The organism is Paracoccus sp. (in: a-proteobacteria) (assembly GCF_047973135.1).
Lineage (GTDB): Bacteria > Pseudomonadota > Alphaproteobacteria > Rhodobacterales > Rhodobacteraceae > Paracoccus.
This window is the reverse complement of sequence record NZ_JBKEBL010000158.1, coordinates 1-2734: the sequence shown is the minus strand read 5'-3', so window position 1 is coordinate 2734 and position 2734 is coordinate 1. Positions and strand designations below refer to the sequence as shown.

General features: G+C 65.3%; 4 protein-coding genes and 1 pseudogene. 3 read left to right on the top strand and 2 right to left on the bottom strand.

Features of this window, described 5'->3' with window-relative positions; all coding sequences use genetic code 11:
* From ACK5L9_RS12100 to ACK5L9_RS12090, 3 genes are all read left to right on the top strand, one after another.
* Nucleotides 1–428 (top strand): VIT1/CCC1 transporter family protein (locus ACK5L9_RS12100; RefSeq protein ID WP_416911718.1); only part of this gene is annotated, 428 nt, incomplete at its 5' end.
* A gap of 19 nt (nucleotides 429–447) precedes the next feature.
* On the top strand, nucleotides 448–1116 hold the full coding sequence (locus ACK5L9_RS12095; RefSeq protein ID WP_416911717.1) for a nitroreductase family protein: 669 nt from the start codon (nucleotides 448–450) through the stop codon (nucleotides 1114–1116).
* Nucleotides 1116–2042, top strand: a complete 927-nt coding sequence (locus ACK5L9_RS12090; protein WP_416911716.1) for an AEC family transporter — start codon at nucleotides 1116–1118, stop codon at nucleotides 2040–2042. Before ACK5L9_RS12095 ends, ACK5L9_RS12090 begins: the two co-directional genes overlap by 1 nt.
* A gap of 101 nt (nucleotides 2043–2143) precedes the next feature.
* Here ACK5L9_RS12090 and ACK5L9_RS12085 read toward each other — a convergent pair whose 3' ends face one another.
* Complete coding sequence (locus ACK5L9_RS12085; RefSeq protein WP_416911715.1) at nucleotides 2144–2599, bottom strand: YaiI/YqxD family protein; 456 nt, start codon at nucleotides 2597–2599, stop codon at nucleotides 2144–2146.
* A pseudogene (locus ACK5L9_RS12080) lies at nucleotides 2596–2734 on the bottom strand (2,3,4,5-tetrahydropyridine-2,6-dicarboxylate N-succinyltransferase); the annotation flags it as partial. The pseudogene ACK5L9_RS12080 and the gene ACK5L9_RS12085, both read right to left, overlap by 4 nt.

The window sequence follows — 2734 nt, the reverse complement described above, 5'->3', positions numbered from 1 at the left end:
TGGCCGGGCTGATGGATGGCAGCGTCTCGACCCTGGCTCCGATCTTTGCGACGGCCTTTGCCACGCAGAACACCTGGACGACCTTTCTGGTCGGGCTGGCCGCCAGCCTTGGCGCGGGCATCAGCATGGGCTTTACCGAGGCGGCATCTGATGACGGGGTGGTGTCGGGGCGCGGCTCTCCGTTCAAGCGGGGGGTGGCTTCGGGCGTGATGACCGCCCTTGGCGGACTGGGGCACGCCCTGCCCTATCTGATCCCGCATTTCTGGACCGCAACCATCATCGCCTTCATCGTCGTTTTCGTCGAATTATGGGCAATCGCCTGGATCCAGAACCGCTGGATGCAGACACCATTCTGGCGTGCGGCCTTGCAAGTGGTCGTGGGCGGTGGTTTGGTCTTTGCCACCGGGGTGCTGATCGGTTCAGGATGACCCCGCAAAAGGGAATTTCATGAGCTATCAGCCATTGCCTTTGCCGGATCGGGTGCAATTGTCGCCTGATGCCTCGCTGTCCGCCGCACTTGCCTTTCGTGATTACATGCGGCGGCGGCATTCCGTCCGCGATTTTTCCGATGCGCCTGTTGCGCGCGAGGTGATCGAGGCCTGCATTCAGGCGGCAGGCACCGCGCCATCCGGGGCCAATCAGCAACCCTGGCATTTCGCGGCTATCGCCGATCCGGCCATGAAATCCCGCATCCGCGTGGCCGCCGAAGAGGAAGAGCGCGCCTTTTACGCGGGCGGCGGTGGCGATGAATGGCTGGCAGCGCTGGAGCCAGTGGGCACCGGCCCCGACAAGCCGCATCTGACCATAGCGCCCTGGCTGATCGTAGTGTTTGCGCAGCGTTATGGCATTCGGGACGGGCAGAGGCACAAACACTATTATGTTCCCGAAAGCGTGGGTATCGCCTGCGGGATGCTGATCGCGGCGATCCATCACGCCGGGCTGGTCACGCTGGAACACACGCCCAACCCGATGAAATTCCTGAACGCGTTATGCGCCCGGCCCGAGAATGAAAAGCCGGTGATGATCCTGCCCGTGGGCCTGCCCGCGCCGGATGCGACGGTTCCGGCGGCGGCGAAGGTCAAGAAACCCCTGTCCAAGATCATGTCGGTTTTCTGATGCTGGCCATCTTTCTGAAGACGCTGCCATTTTTTGGCCTGATCGGGCTTGGCTGGCTGGCGGCGCGCAGCCGGTTCTTTCCGGCCGAGGGCGCGGCCTGGCTGACCCGGTTCGTGTTCTTCTTCGCGCTGTCGGCGATGCTGTTCCGGCTGGCAGCGGGGCTGGATCTGGCCGCATTGTTCGATCCGCGCTTCGTGGTGGCCTATCTGGCCGGATCGACCCTGATCTGGGCGGTGGGACTTTGGGTGGCGCGGGCGCGCGGCCTGCCCGCTGTCGAGGCCGCGATGGAGGCGCAGTGCTGTATCAGCGGCAATACCGGCTTTCTGGGCGTGCCGATGCTGGTCGTCCTTTTCGGGCCGGCGGCGGCGGGGCCGGTGCTGATGGTCCTGACCATAGACATGCTGGTCTATTCGACGCTGATCACACTGATCGTCCATGCCGCGCGCAGCGGCGGGCTGAGGCTGGGGACGGCAGTGCCGGTTCTGCGCGGGATTGTTGCAAATCCGATGATCCTGTCCATGGCGGCGGGGCTGATCTGGTCGCAAATGCGTCTGCCGATGCCCGGCCCGCTGGAGGAGTTCCTGACGATCCTGGGCGCTGCGGCGACCCCCGGCGCGCTGTTCGCCATCGGGGCCAGCCTCGCGGGCCTGCGCTTGGGGCGGCTGGCCGCTTCGGCCTGGCTGAGCCTTGTCAAGCTGGCCCTGCATCCGCTGGCCGTGGCGCTGGCCTGCTGGCTGATGGCGGTCGAGCCCTTCGCGGCGGGGGTCATGATTGCGGCGGCGGCTTTGCCCGTGGCGGGCAATATCTATATTCTGGCGCAGTATTTTGGTGTCGCGCAGCAACGGGTTTCGGCGGCGATCCTGATCTCGACCGCGATCGGCATCGTGACGATTCCCATCGTGATGCTGCTGATCGGGCAAGGCTGAACCTTTCGAAATCCGGGAAAAGAGGATCGCCTCGTGCAGGCCATCGAGGCCTGCCCGAGGCGGCGCGCGATCCGCGCGCGCCCGGCATCCGCTGCCATGTGTCAGGTCTGACGCCGCGCCGCCTGCAAGGCCCGATCCAGCGATTGCAGAAAGTGTGATCGGTCGGCCCTGGAGAAGGCCGCACCACCGCCCTGCATGAAGGGGTTGGCGGCGCGCAAATCGCTGAGCAGGTCGCGGGTGGCAAGACGCGGGCCGATATTGGCCGGTGTCAGCGTCTCGCCATCATGTTGCAACACCTGCGCCCCGGCCTTGATGCAGCGATCCGCCAGCGGCAGATCCGCCGTCACCACCACATCGCCCGGTCCGCATTGATCCGCGATCCATTTATCGGCCTCGTCCGGGCCTTCGGCCACGATCTTCAGCGTGACCAGCGGATTGGCGGGTGGCCGCAGCCCGCCATTGCAGACCAGCACCATCGGCACCCGCAGCCGGGTCGCCACCCTTTCCGCCTCGGCCTTGACCGGGCAGGCATCTGCGTCGATGTAGAGCGTCGTCAATCGCGCAACAATTCGTTGACCGAGGTTTTCGAGCGGGTCTGCGCATCCACGCGCTTGACGATCACCGCGCAATACAGGCTGACGCCGTTTCTCGACGGCATCGAACCGGCCACGACCACCGATCCCGCAGGAACC

What these genes read in the sequence shown, in the direction of transcription:
- ACK5L9_RS12095 (WP_416911717.1), top strand. Translation starts at nt 448, where the DNA reads ATGAGCTATCAGCCATTGCCTTTGCCGGATCGGGTGCAATTGTCGCCT.
- ACK5L9_RS12090 (WP_416911716.1), top strand. Translation starts at nt 1,116, where the DNA reads ATGCTGGCCATCTTTCTGAAGACGCTGCCATTTTTTGGCCTGATCGGG.